Consider the following 20,392-nt stretch of genomic DNA (forward strand, 5'->3'; position numbering starts at 1 on the left):
GCGGCGGGGAGGCCACGGCGGGGGTGTGCTGCATGGGCGCTATCCGCCGGCTCAGTCGGCGACGCCGCGGCTGAGCTCCCAGATCTGGAGCCCCGAGGCGGAGTTGAGGGCCCATTCAAGGCCGGTGATGTCATCGCGGGCGGCGACGTACTGCTTGCCCTGCCAGAGCGGGAGGAGCGGTACGTCGTCGGCGATGATGTCCTGCGCCTGCTTGAAGTCGGCCCCCGCGGCGTTGCGGTCCGACTGCTGGCGGCTGGACGGGATCAGCTGCGACTCGATCTTTCCGTTGCGGTAAGGGGAGCCGAGGAAGTTCTGCTTGCCGATGAAGGGCGCGATGTAGTTGTCGGCGTCCGGGATGTCCGGGAACCAGCCCATGTTGTAGACGGAGTACTTGCCGTCCAGGGCGTTGGTGCGGAACTGCTGCCAGCCGTCGACACCCTTGATGCTGATGTCGAACAGCTTGGTGCGGTTGAGCTGGCTCTGTATCGCACGGACCTCCTTCACGGTGCTGGATCCGTAGTGGTTCGTGGTGTACGTGAGGGTGAACTTCACCGGAGTGGTGATCTTCGCCTCGCGCAGTGTCTTGCGGGCGGCCTCGACGTTAGGGTTCCCGTACTTGTTGAAGAACGAGTTGATGTGCCCGGTGAGGCCGGTGGGCACCATCGAGAACAGCGGGTCACCGGTGTACGAGTAAACGTTTCGCACCAGGTCCGAGCGATTGATGAGCTGCGCCATCGCCCGCCGCACGGCCTTGTTGGAGACGGCCGGGTCCTTGGTGTTGAAGGCCAGGTAGCGGATCTCCTGGCCCGGCATCGTCTGGAGCCTGATGCCGTTGTCCTGGGCCTTCTCCAGGCCCTTGACCTGGTCGGGCGACAGGCCGCGGTTCATCACGTCGACGCTGCCCTTGCGCAGCGCATTCTCCGTGGACACCGAGTCGTTGAAGAAGCGCATCTCGACCTTCTCGTTCTTCACCTCCACCCCGCCCTTGTAGGTGGGGTTCTTGGTGAAGACGACCTTGGTGATGCGGTTGCCGCTGTGCTCGGCCTTGAGCGTGTACGGGCCGGAGCCGACCACGTCGAAACCGCTGTAGAGGCGGCCCTTGGGGTACACCTCGGGGTCGACGATGGCCGCGGCGGGCGTGGTGAGCTTCTGCGGGAAGGTGGCGTCCGGCTTCTTGAGGTGGAAGACCACCTCGCTGTCACTGGGCGCCTCGACCTTGTCGATGCCGTCGAGCAACGACACCGGACCATTGGTGTTGTTGATGGTCTTCATGCGGTCCATGGAGAACTTGACGTCCTGCGCCGTCAGGGCATGGCCGTTGGAGAACTTCAGGCCGTCGCGCAGGGTGCAGCGGTACTGCTCGTTCTGGGTGTCACGGAACCCGCAGGACCGGGCGGCCTCGGGCACCGGGGCGGTCCCGGACCGGGGCAGCCGCATCAGCGTCTGGAGGGTGCTGCGCATGACGTTCCACGCGTCGACGTCGTAGGCCTGCGACGGGTCGAGCGGCGCGGGGGCCGCCTTCGTGGCCTCGATGGGGGTGGCGACACCCACGACGATCGGATCGACGCCCTCGCCGGCACCGTCCGAGCCGCCGCAGGCAGCAAGAACGGGAGCGAGGAGACCGGCCAGCGCCGGCAGCACCAGGGTCTTGCGATTCATCGTGGGCAGGTTCCTTATCAGCGCAGCAGTGTTGCTCGCGTCGACATTAGTAGGAACGGCCAGCCGCGCTGGGACTCAATGGAGTTGTATCGATATGGCACCTGGATATCGATGGCAAGCCGCTCGATATCCGGACGGTGGAACGATTCACACGTTGCTCCACCAATCCGGACACTTACCCCCGCCTTAAGCACCCCGGAGACCCCCTGGAACACCTGTGGGGCCCGCTGTCGACGGCCAGGCACGTGAGAAACGTCACGCGTTCAAGGATCCCTGGCGAAGCAACAATTCAGTCAGTGTATTCGTCACGGAAAATGAGCGGGCGGCTCCCCTCGGTTCCCGTCGACTTTCCCGGAGTACGCTCAGTGCACGGTGCCCCGGCTTTCCGTGATGAGCGTCCGGAGAAATGGGAGATCAACTTCTTCCAGCGAACGGACGACCGTACGCCCCAGGGCCGGCGGGATCGGCGTCACCGAGGGCACCGCGACGACCGGGCAGCCCGCCGCCTCCCCCGCCGTCACCCCGGTCAGGGTGTCCTCGATGACCGCACAGCACGCCGGGTCCGCCCCCAGCCGCGCGGCGGCCGTCAGATACGGGTCGGGGTGCGGTTTCGTGCGCTCCAGGTCATCGCCCGCCAGGGTCAGCCGGAAGTTCTCCGCGCCGAGTGAGTGCAGCATCTGGTCGACGATGGCGCGGTGCGAGGCGGAGACCAGGGCGGTGGGGATCCCGTGCGCGGCCAGCTCGGCCAGCAGCCTGCGGGCGCCGGGCATCAGCGGGACACCGCGCCCGATCCGCGCCAGGAAGGCGGCGTTGAGCAGCACGCTGAGCTCGGTCAGGCTGATGTCGACGCCGGTGGCCTGAATCAGATAGCCGGCGCTGCGGGTCATCGGGCCGCCCACCACGACCTCGCGGTGCGCGTCGTCGAGGATGTGCCCGAGCTCGGCGAAGACCTCCGCCTCCGCCTCCCACCAGAAGCCCTCGGTGTCGACGAGGGTGCCGTCCAGATCGAGGAATACGGCCTGGAGGGTCGCGGCTTCGGCCGTGCGGGTGCCGACTGCGGGGATGCTGCTGGTCATCCATCCACCTCCGTTACGACGTCCCCCAAGGGACGAAAGGGCCGGTCGCCATCCCCGGCTGGGGAAACGACCGGCCGCCACCGGACCGATAAGTGTACGACGGTACGTGCCGGAATGCGTGGTGATACAGGTCAGGGCCGTCCTGGGGAGTTCCCCGGGACGGCCCTGGCCGGTACACGCAGAGTTACCACTTGGTGCTGCCGTGACCGGAGGCCATGCCTGGGTTCCGGTCAGGGCGCTCGCCCGTTACCGCGCGTTGAAGTACTTGGCTTCCGGGTGGTGGATGACGATGGCGTCGGTGGACTGCTCCGGGTGGAGCTGGAACTCCTCGGAGAGCTCGACACCGATCCGGGCCGGCTCCAGCAGGTCGGCGATCTTGGCGCGGTCCTCCAGGTCGGGGCAGGCGCCGTAGCCCAGCGAGAAGCGCGCGCCCCGGTACTTGAGCGCGAACATGTCCTCGACGTCCTGGGGGTCCTCGCCCGCGAAGCCCAGCTCGGCGCGGACCCGGGCGTGCCAGTACTCGGCCAGCGCCTCGGCCAACTGGACGGACAGGCCGTGCAGTTCGAGGTAGTCGCGGTAGGAGTTGGCCTCGAAGAGCTCGGCGGTGGCGGCGCCGATCTTCGAGCCGACGGTGACGACCTGGAGGCCGACGACATCGGTCTCGCCGGACTCCTCCGGACGGAAGTAGTCGGCCAGGCACAGCCGCCGGCCGCGGCGCTGCCGGGGGAAGGTGAAGCGGGTGCGCTCGGTGCCGTCCTCGTGCAGCAGGATCAGGTCCTCGCCCTTGGACACACAGGGGAAGTAGCCGTGTACGACGGCGGCTTCGAGCAGGTTCTCGGTCTGGAGTTTGTCGAGCCAGCCGCGCAGCCGGGGGCGGCCCTCGGTCTCCACCAGCTCCTCGTACGTCGGTCCCTCGCCGGTGCGGGCCTGCTTGAGGCCCCACTGGCCCTTGAACAGCGCGCCCTCGTCCAGCCAGGAGGCGTAGTCGGCCAGCTGGATGCCCTTGACGACCCGGGTGCCCCAGAACGGCGGCGTCGGGACGGGGTTGTCGACGGCCACGTCGGAACGCACCGCGCCCTCGGGCTCCTCGACCTCCAGCGCGGCGGTGTCCCGCTTGGGCACCCGGCGCTGCTTGAGCTCGGGGAGGCTGGCGCCGGGCACCCCGCGCTTGACCGCGATCAGGGCGTCCATCAGGCGCAGCCCCTCGAAGGCGTCCCGGGCGTAGCGGACCTCGCCCTCGTAGATCTCGTGCAGGTCCTGCTCGACGTAGGCGCGGGTGAGGGCGGCGCCGCCCAGGATGACGGGGAAGTCGGCCGCCATCTTGCGCTGGTTGAGCTCCTCCAGGTTCTCCTTCATGATCACCGTGGACTTGACCAGGAGTCCGGACATCCCGATGACATCGGCCTTGTGCTCCTCGGCGGCTTCCAGGATCGCCGAAACCGGCTGCTTGATGCCGAGGTTGACGACGTTGTAGCCGTTGTTGGACAGGATGATGTCGACGAGGTTCTTGCCGATGTCATGGACGTCGCCGCGGACGGTGGCCAGCACGATGGTGCCCTTGCCCTCGTCGTCGGACTTCTCCATGTGCGGCTCCAGGTAGGCCACCGCGCTCTTCATGACCTCAGCGGACTGGAGCACGAACGGCAGCTGCATCTGGCCGGAGCCGAACAGCTCACCGACGACCTTCATGCCGGCCAGGAGGGTCTCGTTGACGATGTCGAGCGCGGGGCGGTCCTGGAGGGCCTCCTCGAGGTCGGTCTCCAGGCCGTTCTTCTCGCCGTCGATGATGCGGCGCTGGAGGCGCTCGTCCAGCGGCAGGGCCAGCAGTTCCTCGGCCTTGCCGGCCTTGAGCGACTTGGCGGTGGCGCCCTCGAACAGCTCCATCAGCTTCTGGAGCGGGTCATAGCCCTCGCTGCGCCGGTCGTAGATCAGGTCGAGGGCGGTCTTGACCTCTTCCTCCTCCAGGCGCGCGATCGGCAGGATCTTGCTCGCGTGCACGATTGCCGAGTCCAGACCGGCCTTGACGCACTCGTCGAGAAACACGGAGTTCAGCACGATCCGGGCGGCCGGGTTCAGACCGAAGGAGATGTTCGACAGGCCCAGGGTCGTCTGGACGTCCGGGTGACGCTTCTTCAGCTCCCGGATCGCCTCGATGGTGGCGATGCCGTCCTTGCGGGACTCCTCCTGGCCGGTGCAGATGGTGAAGGTCAGGCAGTCGATGAGGATGTCGCACTCATGGATGCCCCAGTTGCCGGTCAGATCGTCGATCAGCCGCTCGGCGATGGCGACCTTGTGCTCGACGGTGCGGGCCTGGCCCTCCTCGTCGATGGTCAGCGCGATCAGCGCCGCACCGTGCTCCGCCGCCAGCTCCGTGACCTTCGCGAACCGCGACTCGGGCCCGTCCCCGTCCTCATAGTTGACGGAGTTGATCACCGCGCGGCCGCCGAGCTTCTCCAGGCCGGCCTGGATGACGTTCAGCTCCGTGGAGTCCAGGACCACGGGGAGGGTGGAGGCGGTGGCGAACCGGCCGGCCAGCTCCTCCATGTCCGCGACGCCGTCCCGGCCGACGTAGTCGACGCACAGGTCGAGCATGTGGGCGCCCTCGCGGATCTGGTCGCGGGCCATCTCCACACAGTCGTCCCAGCGCGCGTCCAGCATCGCCTCACGGAACTTCTTCGACCCGTTGGCGTTGGTCCGCTCGCCGATCGCGAGGTAGGAGATGTCCTGGCGGAAGGGCACGGTCTGGTAGAGCGAGGCGGCGCCCGGCTCGGGGCGCGGCTCGCGCGGCGGCGGGGTGATCCCGCGGACCCGCTCGACGACCTGGCGCAGATGCTCGGGGGTGGTGCCGCAGCAGCCGCCGACCAGCGACAGGCCGTACTCGCCGACGAAGGTCTCCTGGGCGTCGGCCAGCTCGGCGGCGGTCAGCGGGTAGTGCGCGCCGTCCTTGCCCAGCACCGGCAGGCCCGCGTTGGGCATACAGGCGATCGGGACCCGGGAGTGCCGCGCCAGGTAGCGCAGATGCTCGCTCATCTCGGCCGGGCCGGTGGCGCAGTTCAGGCCGATCATGTCGATGCCCAGCGGCTCCAGCGCCGTCAGCGCCGCGCCGATCTCGGAGCCCAGCAGCATCGTGCCGGTGGTCTCGACGGTGACCGAGCAGATCACCGGGAGGTCGCTGCCGGTGGCTTTCAGGGCGCGGCGGGCGCCGAGGATGGCGGCCTTGGTCTGCAGCAGGTCCTGGGTGGTCTCCACGAGCAGCGCGTCCGCACCGCCGGCGATCATGCCCTCGGCGTTCTGCTGGTAGGCGTCGCGCAGGGTGACGTACGGGGCGTGGCCCAGCGTCGGCAGCTTGGTGCCGGGGCCCATCGAGCCGAGCACATAGCGCTGCTGCCCGGTCGAGGCGGTGAACTCGTCGGCGACCTCGCGGGCGATGCGGGCACCGGACTCCGACAGCTCGAAGACCCGCTCGGGGATGTCGTACTCCGCCAGCGCGGCGAAGTTCGCGCCGAAGGTGTTGGTCTCCACGCAGTCGACACCGACCGCGAAGTACTCCTCGTGCACGGACCGCACGATGTCGGGTCGGGTCACATTGAGGATCTCGTTGCAGCCCTCCAGCTGCTGGAAGTCCTCCATGGACGGGTCCTGCGCCTGAAGCATGGTGCCCATCGCGCCGTCGGCGACCACCACCCGAGAGGCCAGGGCCTCCCTCAGGGATTGGGCGCGGGACGTGTTGACGGACGTTGGCGTGTTCGAGGCCATGGAGATGCTCCCGTGGTTGCGACGGCTGTCGGCTTTGCACCCTCCTTGAGAGGGCGCACCCGGCCAGCGTAGCTGCCGGTCCGGTACACGTGTTCCCCGTTTCACGCCCTGGACAGCACCACTCCACCCCCCTGCCTGCACTATCCGTGATCGTTGGCAGACTCCGGTGCGTTTATCAAGAAACTGCAGATCGCTGACTTCAGTCGGCATGGACCGATATCGTTCAGCATTGTCGAACCGCACACTTCGGAGGTTGCCCGATGGCACGCACCATCCAGTCGCTGGAGCGCGCCGCAGCGATGCTGCGGCTGCTCGCAGGAGGGGAACGGCGGCTGGGGCTCTCCGACATCTCCTCCTCACTGGGGCTGGCGAAGGGCACCGCGCACGGAATCCTGCGCACGCTCCAGCAGGAGGGCTTCGTCGAGCAGGACGCCGCCTCCGGCCGCTACCAGCTGGGCGCGGAGCTGCTCCGGCTGGGCAACAGCTACCTGGACGTGCACGAGCTGCGCGCCCGCGCCCTCGTATGGACCGACGACCTGGCCCGCTCCAGCGGTGAGGCGGTCTATCTGGGTGTCCTGCACCAGCAGGGCGTGCTGATCGTCCACCACGTCTTCCGGCCGGACGACAGCCGGCAGGTGCTGGAGGTGGGCGCGATGCACCCGTTGCACAGCACCTCACTGGGCAAGGTGCTGTGCGCGTACGACCCGGTCGCGCACAGCGAGGTCGTCGAGGCGGAGCGGGAGGCGATCACCCCGCGCACCGTGACCGGCCTGGGGGACATCGAGGGGCTGCTGGACCTGACCCGGGCGCGCGGCTGGGCGGCGGACGTGGAGGAGACCTGGGAGGGCGTGGCCTCGGTGGCCGCGCCGATCCACGACCGGCGGCGGATGCCGGTGGGCGCGGTGGGGGTCACGGGGGCGGTGGAACGGGTGTGCCAGGACGGCGAGCTGCGGCCGGAAATCATCGCTGCTGTGAGGGATTGCGCACGGGCGGTGTCCCGTGATCTTGGTGCAGGGCGATTCTGACCGGATTCGCCCGTTAAGTTCACCTAAGTTTTTCGCCACGGAACCCTTGACGGGGTTCTACCGGTGAACAAAACTGCCGTTCGTCGGTCGGCATTGTCGAACACCTAACGGCAATATTCGCTATGGTGGGGCATTGCCGCGGGCCGACCACCGCCCTCTAGGAGGGTGCGGACCACCGGACGGGACCCGGGGTTCGTCTTCCCCTGGACGAAGGACAAAGGAGTCGCGGGTGTCCAGCTCCGACATCTTCATCAGCGAGACCATCGGTACCGCTGTTCTGCTTTTGATGGGTGGCGGCGTCTGTGCCGCCGTTACGTTCAAGCGCTCCAAGGCGTTCAACGCCGGATGGGTCGCCATCGCCTTCGGGTGGGGCTTCGCCGTCCTCACGGGTGCCTACATCGCCGCGAAGTCCGGCGCACACCTCAACCCCGCGGTCACCATCGGCATCGCCATTCAGGGCGGCATCGAGTGGAACCAGGTGCCCGTCTATGTCGGCGGCGAGATGCTCGGCGCCATGATCGGCGCGGTCCTGGTGTGGATCACCTACATGGGGCAGTTCCAGGCCCATCTGAGTGACCCCGAGGTCCTGGCCGACCACACCAGCGAGGAGGGCCTGGTCGACCAGTCGGCCGCGCCGAAGGCCGGACCGGTCCTGGGCATCTTCTCCACCGGTCCGGAGATCCGGAACGTGGCGCAGAACCTGCTCACCGAGATCGTCGCCACCGTCGTACTCGTGCTGTCGATCCTCACGCTCGGTCTGAGCGACAACGGCAAGGGCGTCGGCGTCATCGGCACGCTCCTGGTCGCGCTGGTCGTCACCGGCATCGGTCTGTCGCTGGGCGGCCCGACCGGGTACGCCATCAACCCGGTCCGTGACCTCGGTCCGCGCATCGTGCACGCACTTCTGCCGCTGCGGAACAAGGGCGGTTCAGACTGGGGCTACGCCTGGATTCCGGTCGTCGGCCCGCTCATCGGCGGTGCCCTCGCCGGAGGCATCTACCAGCTGGCGTTCGCCTGAGCCGCCGGACCGACCCGTCTCCGCCCGCACAGACTTCTTGGAGCAACCCATGAGCGACACCCCCAGCACCTCCTCGCACGGCCACGGCACTTCCTCCCACGGGCACGGCCCGTTCATCGCGGCCATCGACCAGGGCACCACCTCCAGCCGCTGCATCGTCTTCGACAAGGACGGCCGGATCGTCTCGGTCGACCAGAAGGAGCACGAGCAGATCTTCCCGAAGCCGGGCTGGGTGGAGCACGACGCCACCGAGATCTGGACCAACGTCCAGCAGGTCGTCGACAGCGCCGTCCACAAGGCCGGGCTCACCGCCGCCGACGTCAAGGCGATCGGTATCACCAACCAGCGCGAGACCACCGTCCTGTGGGACCGGACCACCGGTGAGCCGGTCCACAACGCCATCGTCTGGCAGGACACCCGCACCGACGCGCTCTGCAAGGAGCTCGGCCGCAACGTCGGCCAGGACCGCTTCCGCCGCGAGACCGGTCTGCCGCTGGCCTCGTACTTCGCCGGTCCGAAGATCCGCTGGCTGCTCGACAACGTCGAGGGCCTGCGCGAGCGCGCCGAGCGCGGCGACATCCTCTTCGGCACCATGGACTCCTGGGTCATCTGGAACCTGACCGGCGGGGTCGACGGCGGCGTGCACGTCACCGACGTCACCAACGCCTCGCGCACCATGCTGATGAACCTGCACGGCCTCCACTGGGACGAGAAGATCCTCGCCTCGATGGACATCCCGGCCGCTGTGCTGCCGGAGATCAAGTCCTCCTCCGAGGTCTACGGCCGCGCCACCGGCGGCGTGCTGGCCGGCGTCCCGGTCGCCTCGGCGCTCGGTGACCAGCAGGCCGCGCTGTTCGGCCAGACCTGCTTCGAGCAGGGCGAGGCCAAGTCCACGTACGGCACCGGCACCTTCATGCTGATGAACACCGGCCACGAGCCGGTCAACTCGTACAACGGTCTGCTGACCACGGTCGGCTACCGCATCGGGGACCAGGAGCCGGTCTACGCCCTGGAAGGCTCCATCGCCGTCACCGGTTCGCTCGTCCAGTGGATGCGCGACCAGATGGGGCTCATCAACAGCGCGGCCGAGATCGAGACCCTGGCCAGCACGGTCGAGGACAACGGCGGCGCGTACTTCGTGCCGGCCTTCTCCGGCCTGTTCGCCCCCTACTGGCGCTCGGACGCGCGCGGCGTCATCGCGGGCCTGACCCGCTATGTCACCAAGGCGCACATCGCGCGTGCCGTGCTCGAGGCCACCGCCTGGCAGACCCGCGAGATCACCGACGCCATGACCAAGGACTCCGGCGTCGAGCTGACCGCGCTCAAGGTCGACGGCGGAATGACCTCCAACAACCTGCTGATGCAGACCATCTCGGACTTCCTGGACGCCCCTGTGGTGCGCCCGATGGTCGCCGAGACCACCTGCCTCGGCGCTGCCTACGCGGCCGGACTGGCCGTCGGCTTCTGGTCCAGCACCGACGAACTGCGCGCCAACTGGCGCCGGGCCGCCGAGTGGACCCCCCGGATGGATGCGGCCACCCGTGACCGCGAGTACAAGAGCTGGCTCAAGGCCGTCGAGCGGACCATGGGCTGGATCGAGGACGAGGAGTAAACATGAGCACCCTGCAGAGCGTCCCGGCACTCGGGACGCACCCGGCCAGTGGTTCGCACGCGAGCCGTGCCGAGACCCGGGAGCAGCTTTCCCAGGCGACGTACGACCTCCTGGTGATCGGCGGCGGCATCCTGGGCATCTCCACGGCCTGGCACGCCGCACAGGCCGGGCTGCGGGTGGCACTGGTGGACGCCGGTGACTTCGCCGGCGCCACCTCCTCCGCCTCCTCCAAGCTGCTGCACGGCGGTCTGCGTTACCTCCAGACCGGCGCGGTCAAGCTGGTCGCGGAGAACCACTTCGAGCGGCGTGCGGTGTCCCGTCAGGTGGCACCGCACCTCGCCAACCCCCTGACCTTCTACCTGCCCGTCTACAAGGGCGGCCCGCACGGCGCGGCCAAGCTGGGCGCGGGTGTCTTCGCCTACTCGGCGCTGTCCGCGTTCGGCGACGGCGTCGGCCATGTCATATCCCCGGCCAAGGCGCAGCGCGACGTGCCGGAGCTGCGGACGGACAACCTCAAGGCCGTGGCCGTGTACGGCGACGACCAGATGAACGACTCCCGGATGGCCCTGATGACCGTCCGCGCGGCGGCCGCGGCCGGCGCCACGGTCCTCAACCACGCCGAGGTCACCGGGCTGCGCTTCACCCAGGGCCGGGTCACCGGTGCGGAGCTCAAGGACCGTGTGGAGGGTGCGGAGTTCGGCGTCAACGCCCGCCTGGTGCTCAACGCCACCGGCCCGTGGGTGGACCACCTGCGCAAGATGGAGGACCCGAACGCGGCCCCCTCCATCCGGCTGTCGAAGGGCGCCCACCTGGTCCTCAAGCGGACCGCGCCCTGGAAGGCGGCGCTGGCCACCCCGATCGACAAGTACCGCATCACCTTCGCCCTCCCCTGGGAGGACATGCTGCTGCTGGGCACCACGGACGAGGAGTTCGAGGGCGACCCGGCGGATGTCGCGGTCACCGAGAAGGACACCGCCCAGATCCTGGACGAGGCCGCCTTCTCCGTCCGTGACCAGCAGCTGTCGCGCGATCTGATCACCTACTCCTTCGCGGGTCTGCGGGTGCTGCCCGGCGGCCCCGGCGACACCTCCAAGGCCAAGCGCGAGACGGTCGTCACCGAGGGCAGCGGCGGCATGCTGTCGGTCGCCGGCGGCAAGTGGACGACCTTCCGGCACATCGGCCGTACGGTCATGAACAAGCTCGCCGCGCTGCCCGGCCACCCGCTGGCCGAGGACATGGAGCCGATCGCGCATCTGCCGAAGAAGCTCCCGCTGCCCGGTATCGCCAACCCGAACGCGGTCGCGCACCGGCTGCTGGTCGACGGCGGTACGCCCGGCCCGCGGATGGCCCCGGAGACCGCCCGGCACCTCGCCACCCACTACGGCTCGCTGTCCTTCGACATCGCCCGGCTGGCGAACGACAACCCGGCGCTGGCCGAGCGCATCCACCCCGACGCCCCGGAGATCTGGGCGCAGGTCGCCTACGCCCGCGACCACGAGTGGGCCGAGACGGTCGACGATGTGCTGCGCCGCCGTACGACCCTGATGATCCGGGGCCTCGACACGGAGGACGTCCGGGCCAAGGTGAAGGACATGCTGGCGGGCTGACGCCGGCACAGCACGGCCGAGAGCGGCTGAGAACGGCCGAGAGCGGCTGACGGCACGCCACGGCGTGCGCGGTGAGTGACGATGGGGCGGTCCACGGGGCCGCCCCATCGCCGTTTCCGCATGCGCAGCAGGGGCGGGGCGGCCGCCGGCGGTGACTGTCAGTGGCGGCTGCGATGATGTGAGCCGGGAATCAACCGGGGGGATCCGGAATGCAATGGCGGGGGATGACGCGGGCGTGGCCACGAGGGCGGCGGGCGGTGAAGTGGGCGGCCTGGACGGTCGCGGTGCTGATCGTGCTGCCGGTGACGCTGGCGGGGACGGCACTGCGCGCCCAGTACGCGGGCGAGGCCGCTCCGGAGGCCAGGACCCGCGGGCGTGACGCGCTCTGGCTCGGGCATGCCTGGGTCGACGGCCGGCGGGACGCCTCCGACGTGGCGGCGCTGCGCCGCCGTGTCCAGGGCACCGGCATCCGTGATCTGTACGTCCACGCCGGGCCGTTGGAGCACGACGGCACCCTGCCTCCGGCCCGCAAGGCCCATCCTCAGGCCGGCCGGCTGATCTCCGCGCTGCACCGCGCGCTGCCGTCGGTGCGGGTGCATGCCTGGCTGGGTGACCGGCTGGTCTATGGGCCGGGCGAGCACGGCGGGCTCCGGCTGTCGGACGCCTCGGCCCGTGCGGCGATCGTGGCGAGCGCCCGTCAGGTGCTGGCGGCCGGGTTCGCCGGGGTCCATCTCGATCTGGAGCCGCTGCACTCCGGCAATGCCGACTATCTGCGGCTGCTGGACCGGCTCGGGCCCGTGGTCCGGGGCCGGGGTGCGGTGCTCTCCGTCGCCGTCCACCAGATCGACCCGCTGCCCGGACTGCACGCGGTCAGCGGGGCGCTGACGGGCCACCGCAAATGGATATCCCAGCGGTTCTTCGGGCAGGTGGCGCGCCGGGTCGACCAGATCGCCCTGATGTCGTACGACACCGGGCTGCCGGCCGAGAGCCTCTACGGCGGTTATGTGGCCCAGCAGACCCGGCTGGCGCTGGCGGCGGCGGGGCCGCACACCGATCTGCTGATGGGGCTGCCGTTCTTCCACACCGAGAGCATCGGCCATCACGCCTCGGCGGAGACGGTACGGGCCGCGGTGCGGGGCATACGTCTGGGGCTGACCCGTGCGGACCCGGGCCGTCGGCGGTTCGGAATGGCGCTGTATGTCGACTTCGCCGCCACGGACGAGGACTGGGCCGCGTACGGGACGGGCTGGGGACGGCGTCACCGGTCATAATGGGCGGCCAGACATCGGATGTCTGGGCGGTATCCGGGCGGGTCCAGCGGGGAGGTCGGCATGGCGGTCACCGACGAGGCCATCGAGAAGATCAAGGGCATGATCGTCTCCGGGGCGCTGCGGCCGGGCGACCGGCTGCCGAAGGAGAGCGAGCTGGCGGCCGACCTCGGACTGTCCCGCAACTCCCTGCGCGAGGCGGTGCGGGCGCTCTCCCTCATCCGCATCCTGGACGTGCGCCAGGGCGACGGCACCTACGTCACCAGCCTCGATCCGCAACTCCTGCTGGAGGCCATGAGTTTCGTGGTGGACTTCCACCGCGACGACACGGTGCTGGAGTTCCTCGCCGTCCGCCGCATCCTGGAGCCGGCCGCCACGGCGATGGCGGCCGGCCGGATCGGGACAGCGGAACTGGACTCCCTGGAGGCCCAGTTGGACGCGCTGGGGCCGAGCCCCTCGGTCGAGGATCTGGTCGCCTGCGATCTGGAGTTCCACCGGGGGATCGTGGCGGCGTCCGGCAACTCCGTGCTCTGCTCGCTGCTGGACGGACTGTCCGGCCCGACCACCCGGGCCCGGGTCTGGCGGGGGCTGACGCAGAAGGACGCGGTGGCCCGCACCCTGACCGAGCACCGGGCGATCCTCGGTGCGCTGCGCGACCGGGACGCGGAGGCGGCGCGGGCCTGGGCGACCGTGCACATCGCGAGCGTGGAGCAGTGGCTGCGCTCCTCGCTGTGAGGCCGGCCGGCCTACGGGGCCGGGCCCGGCCGGCACCGCCTCCGGCCGGGCACCGCGTGGCCAGGCACGGCAGGCCGGCAAAGCGTCCGGCCGGTGCCCGCCGCCGCGCCCGGGGTCAGGCCGCGAAGCCGCCGTCCACCGCGATCGAGGCGCCCGTGATGTACCGCCCGCCGTGGCCCGCCAGATGGGCCACGGTCGCCGCGACATCCGAGGCCCGGCCGTAGGCACCCAGCGCGGTGAGCCCGGCCTGCATCGCCGCGCTCTCGCCGTCGGCGGGGTTCATATCGGTGTCGATCGGGCCCGGGTGCACGAGGTTGGCGGTGATGCCGCGCGGCCCCAGCTCCTTGGCAAGGGTCTTGGTCAGGCCGGTGAGCGCGGCCTTGCTGGTGGCGTAGAGGGTGCCGCCGGGGAAGGCGACCCGCTCGGCCATACAACTGCCGATGGAGATGATCCGCCCGCCCTCGGTCAGATGCACCGCCGCGGCCTGCGCCGCCAGGAACGGCGCCCGGACATTGGTCCACAGCACCCGGTCGACATCGTCGAGCGAGATGCCCTCGAACGGTCCGATCACGCCGATGCCCGCGTTGTTCACCAGGATGTCCAGCCGCCCGAACCGGTCGACGGCGCCGGCCACCGAAGCCCGGATCTCTTCCGCGTCCCCGCTGTCGGCCCGTACCGCCCAGCCCTGCCCGCCGGCCCGCTCGATCTCCTTGACCACCTGGCCGGCCTGCTCGTGCCCGTTCCGGAAGGTCAGGGCCACCGCCGCGCCGTCGGCGGCCAGCCGCAGCGCGATCGCCCGGCCGATCCCCCGGCTGCCGCCGGTCACCAGGGCCGCCTTGCCGGCGAGCGGCCGGGGGCCGTTCGCCGCCGCCGTCGTCTCCGTCAGCACCGTCGCCGTCATCGTCATCACCTTCGTCGAGTCGTCCGTGGTCGGGCGCGGCCGTGCGGAATGCCGTGGCTTCCGTAGGGGCCGCACCGTGTCGCGGGGGTTTCTCCGCGGTACGACTCGATCTTCCGGCGCGGCGGGCGCCGGAGCTGGCGGAATCCGGACGCCACGTCAGCGGCCGGGCGGCTCCGCCTCCGACGGCTCCCCGACCCCGTAGACCCGCCCGGCGGTCCCCCCGAAGACGTCCGACCGTTCCGCAGCCGACAGCTGCCCGGTGGCCGCCTCCGCGAGCGCCACCACGTCCTCGTAACCGGCGGCCAGGGTGCACACCGGCCAGTCGGAGCCGAACAGCACCCGGCCGGGGCCGAAGGCGTCCAGGACGTGCCGGGCGTAGGGCAGGATCTGCTGCGGCCGCCAGGCGTCCCAGTCGGCCTCGGTGACCAGGCCGGACAGTTTGCAGCTGACGTTCGGCAGCGCGGCGAGGGCGGTGACGGCGTCCGCCCACGGCTGCCACTCCCCCGTGACGACCGGCGGTTTGGCGGCATGGTCCAGTACGAAGGCCAGCTGGGGCAGGGCGCGTACCGCGGTGTGTGCGGCGGGCAGTTCGCGCGGGGTGACCAGCAGGTCGTAGACCAGCCCGGCGTCGGCCAGGACCGCGAGGCCGCGCAGCACGTCGGGGCGGGTGAGCCAGTCGGGGTCCGGTTCGTCCTGCACCTGGTGCCGGATGCCCACCAGACCGGCGGGCAGCGCCGCGAGGACCTCGGCGAGCGCCGGGTCGCGCAGGTCGGCCCAGCCGATGACGCCGGTGACCGGGCCCTCCCCCGCGGCGACGGTGAGCAGTTCGGCGGTCTCCTCGTACGAGGACGACGACTGGACGAGGAGGGTGCCGTCGATGCCGTGCCCGGTCAGCTGCGGGGTGAGGTCGCAGAGGCGGTAGCTGCGGCGGATCGGGTCGGCCCAGGGCCCGTCCATCCAGGGCTGTTCGCGCCGGCTGAGGTCCCACAGGTGGTGATGGGCGTCGATACGCATCAGGGGCGTGCTCCGGGCTCGCTCAGTCGTTCAGGGGCAGCGGCAGATCGGGGTCGAGCAGGCCGCGGGCGACGAGCGTATGCCACAGCCGGTCGGGGATGTCATGGGTGAACAGCCGTGCGTTCTCGGCCACTTCGTCCGGTGCAGCGGCTCCCACCACGGCCGCGGCGACGGCACGGTGCCCGAAGGGGAAGCGGAGCGCCGCCGCTTTGAGCGGCACATCGAACTCCGCGCAGACGGACGCAAGTTGACGCGCCCGGTCGAGCACCGGGCCGGGCGCCGCTGCGTAGTTGTAGGGCGCACCGGGTGACGGGTCGGCCAGCAGGCCGGAGTTGTAGACGCCACCGACGACCACCGAGGTGCCGCGGCGTGCGCAGACCGGCAGCAGATCGTCCAGGGCGGTGCGCTCCAGCAGGGTCCAGCGGCCGGCGCACAGCACCACATCGACATCGAGGTCGGCGACCAGGCGGGCCAGTACGTCGCTGTGGTTCATGCCGAACCCGATGGCCCGGACCACTCCCTGGGCGCGCAGCTCGGCGAGGGCGGGGAAGCCGGTCTCGTACACCTCGGGCAGCCGGTCCTCGACGTCGTGCAGATAGACGATGTCGACGGCGTCCACCCCGAGCCGGGTCAGCGACGCGTCGAGCGTGGCCCGGATACCGTCGCGGGAGAGGTCCCACACCCGGGCCCGCGCGGGGGTGTCCACGAAGCCCTCGCCCGCCGCCCGCTCCCCCGGGGCGAGCGGGCGCAGCCGACGGCCGACCTTGGTGGAGAGGGTGTAGGTGGTGCGGTCGTGGCCGCGCAGTGCCCGGCCCAGGCGCTCCTCGGACAGGCCCACGCCGTAGTGGGGCGCGGTGTCGAAGTAGCCGGCGCCGGTGGCGAGGGCGGTGCGGACGACCTCGCGGGCCCGCGCCTCCGGGACGGCGCGGTAGAGGTTGCCGAGCGGCGCACAGCCCAGCCCCAGTGGCGGGACGGTGACGCCCGAGCGCCCCAACTCCCGTGGCCCGTACGGCGGATAGCGCATGGCGGCCGCTCAGTCCTGCTTCTCGCCGCTGGTGAAGCGGGAGATGACCAGCGCGACGATGATGATCATGCCGTTGAGGAACTGGGTCCACAGCGGTGGCACCCCGCCCAGCGTCATCACATTGATCACCAGCTGGAGCGTCAGGACGCCGGTGAGCGCGCCGAAGAGGGTGCCCCGGCCGCCCTTGAGCCCGATCCCGCCGATCACCGCGGCGGCGAAGACCTGGAAGATCCAGCCGTTGCCCTGGCTCGCGGAGACCGCGCCGTAGTGGCCGGTGTAGAGAATCCCGGCGAAGGCGGCGAGCACCCCGGCCAGGGCCAGCACGATCCAGGTGAGGCGGTCCACCCGGATACCGGCCGCGCGGGCCGCCTCCGGATTGCCTCCGATGGCGTACAGCGCCCGCCCGTGCCGGAGATAGCCCAGGGCCGCGCCGCCGAGCGCGAAGAGGGCGAGGCAGATCCAGACGGCGGCCGGCACGCCCAGCCAGTCGGCCTTGCCCAGATAGGCGAAGGACTCCGGAACGTCGCCGATGGACCGGCCCTCGGAGAGCCCCACATGCAGCCCGCGGAGCATGGTGAGCATGCCGAGGGTGGCGATGAAGCCATTGACCCGCAGGGTGAGCATGAGAAAGCCGTTGACGGCGCCGACCGCCGCGCCCACGGCCAGACAGAGCGGGAGCGCCGTCCAGGCCGGGAAGAGCTCCAGCCCGGCGAAGCGGGTGCCGTCGGCGGGCATCACCAGCCACAGGGCGAGCACCGGCGCCAGGCCGATGGTCGATTCCAGCGAGAGATCCATCCGCCCGGTGATGAGGATCAGCGCCTCGCCGAGCACCAGCAGGCCCAGTTCCGTGGACTGCTGGATGACGCCGATGAGGTTGTCCTGGGTGAGGAACGCGGGCGACACGATGAAGCCGATGACGCCCAGTACGAAGATCACCGGCACCAGGGAGAAGTCCCGCCACCGGGCCGGCCCGGTCCAGGGCCGGCGGCGCGGCGGCGGCCGGTCCACCGCGTCGGCGGCCGGCGGCGTTGCGGTCTCGGTCATGGCGCGGTCCCTTCCGTTCCTTGCGTGGTCCGTGGGCCCGGTGCGGCGTCCCGGCCGCCGCCCGCGCCGGGCGGGCCGCCCGTCGTACGGCCGGCGACAGCCACCCCCTCCATGGCGGCGACCAGTTCGTGGTCGCGCCAGCCGGCCGGGAATTCGGCGGTCACCCGGCCGTGGAAGACGGCCAGTACCCGGTCGCAGACCCGTAGGTCGTCCAGCTCGTCGGAGACGATCACGGCGCCGCTGCCGCCGTCCGCGACCTCCCGTACGACCCCCAGCAGCGCGTCCTTGGACTTGACGTCGACGCCGTTGGTGGGCCGGATCGCGATCAGCACCGCGGGCTCACGGGCCAGCGCGCGGGCGATCACGACCTTCTGCTGATTGCCGCCGGAGAGCCCGGACACCGGCTGGCCGGGCCCGGTGGTCCGGATGTCGAGCGCCGCGATCATCCGCCGGGCGAACGCCCGGGTCCGGGAGGGCAGTACGGTGCCCATCGGCCCGAGCCGGCCGGTGACGGTGAGGGTGGCGTTCTCGGCGACGCTGCGGCCCGGGATCAGCCCCTCGCGGTGCCGGTCCTCGGGGACATAGCCGATGCCGGCGTCGAGGGCGTGCGGGACGCTGCCCGTACGGACCGGGCGGCCGCGCACCGCGATCCGCCCCGCGTCCGGCGTCCGCAGCCCCACCAGGGTCTCGCCGATCGCGGTGCTCCCGCCGGCCGTGGCACCCGCGAGCCCGACCACTTCACCGGCCCGTACGGTCAGGTCGAGCGGCGCGAAATGCCCGTCCAGCGCCAGGGCTTCGGTCCGCAGCACCGGCTCGCCCGTGGGACGCGCGCCCGTCCGGGGCTTCCGTACGGCGGCCGTCTCCTCCCCCGTCATCGCCGCCACCAGTGCCTCCTTGGCCAGCCCGGGGACCGGCGCGGTCAGCACCTGCCGGGCGTCGCGGAAGACGGTGACGGTGTCACAGAGCTCGTGGACCTCCTGGAGGTGGTGCGAGATGAACAGGAAGGCCACGCCCTGGGCGCGCAGCCCGCGCAGTTTGGCGAAGAGCCGGTCGATGCCGCCCGCGTCGAGCCGGGCGGTGGGCTCGTCGAGGATGATCAGCCGGGCGCCGCAGGACAGCGCGCGGGCGATCTCCACGAACTGCCGCTGCTCGACGCCGAGATCCCGGATCCGGGCGGCGGTGTCGACCTCGACGCCGTATTCGGCGAGCAGCGCGCGGGCACGGGTGTGCAGCGCCCGCCAGCGGATGGTCCGGGTGCCCTGGAAGCGGCCCAGGTAGAGGTTCTCCGCGACGGTCAGCTCCGGCACGGTCATCGACTTCTGGTAGACGCAGGCGACCTTGCGCTGCCAGGCGGCGGTGTCGCCCCAGCCGGGCGCCGGTGCGCCGCCGAAGGTGACCCGGCCGGCGTCCGGGCGTTCCATGCCGGTCAGCACGGACACCAGGGTGGATTTGCCGGCGCCGTTGCGGCCGACGAGGGCGTGCGCCTCGCCGGGCCGTACGGTCAGCCGGGCGCCGTCGAGGGCGACGGTGGGCCCGTAGCGCTTGACGATCCCCTCGGCGTGCACTGCCGCCGCCCGCTCATGGCTCGCCACGGCGCTACTTCTTCTTCGCCGGCTGGTTGGCCCACAGCTTCTTGTCGTCGACGGTGTCCTTGGTGACCAGCGGCGCCGGCAGCTGGTCCTCCAGACCGTTCTTGATCTTCACGATGGTGGAGCCGTGATCGGTCGGCCCCGGCCGGAAGGTCTTGCCGTCCAGGCCCGCCCTGGCGTAGTAGAGCGCGTACTTGGCGTAGAGGTCGGCGGGCTGGGAGAGGGTGGCGTCGATCGTGCCGGCCCGGATCGCGTCCAGTTCGTCCGGGATGCCATCGTTGGAGATGATGGTGATGTGCCCGTCGGAGCCGGCCGGTGCGAGCCGCTTCTTCTGCTCCAGGAGGGCGAGCGTGGGCCGGAGGAAGGCGCCGCCGGCCTGCATGTAGATCCCGTCGAGGTCCGGGTGCTGGGCGAGCAGGCTCTGGAGCTTGCCGGAAGCGACCTCGCCCTTCCAGTCCGTGGCCAGCTCATGCACGGTGATCTTCGGGAACTTCTTCTTCATACAGGCGGCGAACGCCTCCGAGCGGTCCCGCCCGTTGATCGAGCTGAGGTCGCCCTGGAGTTCGGCGACCCGGCCCTTGCCGCCCAGCTTCCTGCCGAGGTAGTCGCAGGACTTCTCGCCGTAGGCGCGGTTGTCGGCGCGTACGACCATGTAGACCTTGCCCTCGTCGGGGCGGGTGTCCACGCTGACCACCGGGATCTTCTTCTCCGCCAGCCGTTGCAGCTCGGCGGCGATGGCGCCGGTGTCCTGCGGTGCCATGACGATCGCTCTGGCGCCCTGGTCGGTCAGTGCCTGCACATTGGAGACGACCTTGGCGATGTCGTTCTGCGAGTTGGACAGCGGCAGCGCGCCCGGCCCGCCGTGGTCCAGGTCCCTTTCCAGGTACTGCTGGTAGGAGTTCCAGAAGTCGGTGTCCGTACGGGGCAGATCGATGCCGATCCTGCCGCCCGCGGTGTCGCCGCCGCGGTTGCAGCCGGCGAGCGCGGCGATGGCGAGCACCGCGGCACAGGCCGCCGCGCCGGTGGTACGCAATCTCATGCTTGGTCCCTCGGTCGTGGTGTGC

At 70.6% G+C, this 20,392-nt stretch carries 15 protein-coding genes; 6 read left to right on the forward strand and 9 right to left on the reverse strand.

Annotated features, from left to right (window positions below):
* Positions 1-51: 51 nt before the first annotated feature.
* The 3 genes from AC3EUV_RS11960 to metH form a co-directional block, all read right to left on the reverse strand.
* Complete coding sequence (locus tag AC3EUV_RS11960; protein WP_435602832.1) at positions 52-1,659, reverse strand: ABC transporter substrate-binding protein; 1,608 nt, start codon at positions 1,657-1,659, stop codon at positions 52-54.
* A gap of 362 nt (positions 1,660-2,021) precedes the next feature.
* Positions 2,022-2,735 carry an HAD family hydrolase gene (locus AC3EUV_RS11965; RefSeq protein WP_432144819.1) on the reverse strand — a complete coding sequence of 238 codons (714 nt, stop codon included), beginning with the start codon at positions 2,733-2,735 and terminating at the stop codon, positions 2,022-2,024.
* A gap of 246 nt (positions 2,736-2,981) precedes the next feature.
* Positions 2,982-6,491 (reverse strand): methionine synthase, encoded by a 3,510-nt coding sequence (gene metH / locus AC3EUV_RS11970; protein WP_432144820.1) that lies wholly within the window; start codon positions 6,489-6,491, stop codon positions 2,982-2,984.
* 260 nt (positions 6,492-6,751) lie between these two features.
* Between metH and AC3EUV_RS11975 the strand changes: the two genes are divergently transcribed.
* The 6 genes from AC3EUV_RS11975 to AC3EUV_RS12000 all read left to right on the forward strand — a co-directional run bounded on the left by AC3EUV_RS11975 (position 6,752) and on the right by AC3EUV_RS12000 (position 13,756).
* Positions 6,752-7,516 (forward strand): IclR family transcriptional regulator, encoded by a 765-nt coding sequence (locus AC3EUV_RS11975; RefSeq protein ID WP_432144821.1) that lies wholly within the window; start codon positions 6,752-6,754, stop codon positions 7,514-7,516.
* A 229-nt stretch (positions 7,517-7,745) separates the two neighbouring features.
* On the forward strand, positions 7,746-8,534 hold the full coding sequence (locus tag AC3EUV_RS11980) for an MIP/aquaporin family protein (RefSeq protein ID WP_435602833.1): 789 nt from the start codon (positions 7,746-7,748) through the stop codon (positions 8,532-8,534).
* A gap of 49 nt (positions 8,535-8,583) precedes the next feature.
* Positions 8,584-10,146 (forward strand): glycerol kinase GlpK, encoded by a 1,563-nt coding sequence (glpK, locus tag AC3EUV_RS11985; RefSeq protein WP_432144823.1) that lies wholly within the window; start codon positions 8,584-8,586, stop codon positions 10,144-10,146.
* A 2-nt stretch (positions 10,147-10,148) separates the two neighbouring features.
* Positions 10,149-11,753 (forward strand): glycerol-3-phosphate dehydrogenase/oxidase, encoded by a 1,605-nt coding sequence (locus AC3EUV_RS11990; protein ID WP_432144824.1) that lies wholly within the window; start codon positions 10,149-10,151, stop codon positions 11,751-11,753.
* A 224-nt stretch (positions 11,754-11,977) separates the two neighbouring features.
* Positions 11,978-13,024: a glycoside hydrolase family 18 protein gene (locus AC3EUV_RS11995; protein WP_435602834.1), complete on the forward strand. Its 1,047-nt coding sequence runs from the start codon at positions 11,978-11,980 to the stop codon at positions 13,022-13,024.
* A gap of 60 nt (positions 13,025-13,084) precedes the next feature.
* Complete coding sequence (locus AC3EUV_RS12000) at positions 13,085-13,756, forward strand: FadR/GntR family transcriptional regulator (protein ID WP_432144826.1); 672 nt, start codon at positions 13,085-13,087, stop codon at positions 13,754-13,756.
* Positions 13,757-13,871: 115 nt separating this feature from the next.
* Here the strand turns inward: AC3EUV_RS12000 and AC3EUV_RS12005 are convergent, their stop codons facing one another.
* The 6 genes from AC3EUV_RS12005 to AC3EUV_RS12030 all read right to left on the reverse strand — a co-directional run bounded on the left by AC3EUV_RS12005 (position 13,872) and on the right by AC3EUV_RS12030 (position 20,367).
* The gene (locus AC3EUV_RS12005) at positions 13,872-14,657 is read right to left on the reverse strand and encodes an SDR family NAD(P)-dependent oxidoreductase (protein ID WP_432144827.1); all 786 of its coding nucleotides are present in this window, start codon (positions 14,655-14,657) and stop codon (positions 13,872-13,874) included.
* 156 nt (positions 14,658-14,813) lie between these two features.
* Positions 14,814-15,671: an amidohydrolase family protein gene (locus tag AC3EUV_RS12010; RefSeq protein WP_432144828.1), complete on the reverse strand. Its 858-nt coding sequence runs from the start codon at positions 15,669-15,671 to the stop codon at positions 14,814-14,816.
* Positions 15,672-15,693: 22 nt separating this feature from the next.
* Positions 15,694-16,695: an aldo/keto reductase gene (locus AC3EUV_RS12015; RefSeq protein ID WP_435602835.1), complete on the reverse strand. Its 1,002-nt coding sequence runs from the start codon at positions 16,693-16,695 to the stop codon at positions 15,694-15,696.
* A 9-nt stretch (positions 16,696-16,704) separates the two neighbouring features.
* Entirely contained in the window at positions 16,705-17,739 is a 1,035-nt protein-coding gene (locus AC3EUV_RS12020) for an ABC transporter permease (protein ID WP_435602836.1), read from the reverse strand.
* A complete protein-coding gene (locus AC3EUV_RS12025) occupies positions 17,736-19,331 on the reverse strand; it encodes a sugar ABC transporter ATP-binding protein (protein ID WP_435602837.1) in 1,596 nt (531 codons plus the stop codon). The genes AC3EUV_RS12020 and AC3EUV_RS12025 overlap by 4 nt, the downstream gene beginning before the upstream one ends.
* Before the next feature lie 4 nt (positions 19,332-19,335).
* Complete coding sequence (locus AC3EUV_RS12030; protein ID WP_432144832.1) at positions 19,336-20,367, reverse strand: sugar ABC transporter substrate-binding protein; 1,032 nt, start codon at positions 20,365-20,367, stop codon at positions 19,336-19,338.
* Positions 20,368-20,392: the final 25 nt, after the last annotated feature.

Source organism: Streptomyces sp. bgisy130 (assembly GCF_057708345.1).

Coding starts and splice junctions, on each gene's coding strand:
- AC3EUV_RS11960 (WP_435602832.1), bottom strand. CDS start 1,659: ATGAATCGCAAGACCCTGGTGCTGCCGGCGCTGGCCGGTCTCCTCGCT.
- AC3EUV_RS11965 (WP_432144819.1), bottom strand. CDS start 2,735: ATGACCAGCAGCATCCCCGCAGTCGGCACCCGCACGGCCGAAGCCGCG.
- metH (WP_432144820.1), bottom strand. CDS start 6,491: ATGGCCTCGAACACGCCAACGTCCGTCAACACGTCCCGCGCCCAATCC.
- AC3EUV_RS11975 (WP_432144821.1), top strand. CDS start 6,752: ATGGCACGCACCATCCAGTCGCTGGAGCGCGCCGCAGCGATGCTGCGG.
- glpK (WP_432144823.1), top strand. CDS start 8,584: ATGAGCGACACCCCCAGCACCTCCTCGCACGGCCACGGCACTTCCTCC.
- AC3EUV_RS11990 (WP_432144824.1), top strand. CDS start 10,149: ATGAGCACCCTGCAGAGCGTCCCGGCACTCGGGACGCACCCGGCCAGT.
- AC3EUV_RS11995 (WP_435602834.1), top strand. CDS start 11,978: ATGACGCGGGCGTGGCCACGAGGGCGGCGGGCGGTGAAGTGGGCGGCC.
- AC3EUV_RS12000 (WP_432144826.1), top strand. CDS start 13,085: ATGGCGGTCACCGACGAGGCCATCGAGAAGATCAAGGGCATGATCGTC.
- AC3EUV_RS12005 (WP_432144827.1), bottom strand. CDS start 14,657: ATGACGGCGACGGTGCTGACGGAGACGACGGCGGCGGCGAACGGCCCC.
- AC3EUV_RS12010 (WP_432144828.1), bottom strand. CDS start 15,671: ATGCGTATCGACGCCCATCACCACCTGTGGGACCTCAGCCGGCGCGAA.
- AC3EUV_RS12015 (WP_435602835.1), bottom strand. CDS start 16,695: ATGCGCTATCCGCCGTACGGGCCACGGGAGTTGGGGCGCTCGGGCGTC.
- AC3EUV_RS12020 (WP_435602836.1), bottom strand. CDS start 17,739: ATGACCGAGACCGCAACGCCGCCGGCCGCCGACGCGGTGGACCGGCCG.
- AC3EUV_RS12030 (WP_432144832.1), bottom strand. CDS start 20,367: ATGAGATTGCGTACCACCGGCGCGGCGGCCTGTGCCGCGGTGCTCGCC.